Genomic DNA, 674 nt, shown 5'->3' on the forward strand with positions numbered 1-674 from the left:
TAGTTTATCTTCTGTTTGTGCAATCTCCGAAGGAGTTGCCAAATCTAGAGATATGCCTTTTGGAAAGTCTCTTCGTACCATACGATTGTGTACCTCATTTGTTCCACGCTCACTAGAAGTGTATGGATGGGTGAAGTATACAGGTGCTACCTTATCCATTACTTCAGTCAAAGTACTAAACTCAAGACCATTGTCGGCAGTAATGGACTGTATTATTGATCCATACTCTTCATTGATGTTTCTCATTGCATAAGCTACTGAGTCAGCGTCCTTACTATCGATTAAACGTATGATTTGGAAGCGTGTCTTACGCTCAACCAAGGTAAGAATTACACTTTCCTGACCATTTCTAAGACCTACAATAGTATCTATTTCAAAGTGACCAAACTCTTCACGATTGTCCACTTCAACTGGTCGTTCTTCGATACTTAATCCCAAAATGTGATGGTTCTTACGAACCACGCATTTTGGTAATCTACGGGACATTTTATTCATCAAATCAATGTTTCTAACCTCTAGCAATTGAGCATCAATATACTTATAAAGAGTTTTAGTACTTACCATTTCATCTGGTAGAAAAAGGTTCAACACCTTGGCACGACCAACGGCCGTGTCTGGTGACCAATCATCCTTTTTAAAGTGGTCCACAACGAATGATAAGAAGCTAAGAACTT

General features: G+C 38.9%; 1 protein-coding gene. It reads right to left on the reverse strand.

Annotation, left to right across the window (positions count from 1 at the left end; translation table 11 throughout):
• Positions 1-674, reverse strand: a 674-nt coding sequence (locus tag FD31_RS13780) for an IS30 family transposase (protein WP_157049177.1), incomplete at both ends; no start/stop codon positions are given.

It is taken from the genome of Companilactobacillus nantensis DSM 16982 (assembly GCF_001435815.1).
GTDB lineage: Bacteria > Bacillota > Bacilli > Lactobacillales > Lactobacillaceae > Companilactobacillus > Companilactobacillus nantensis.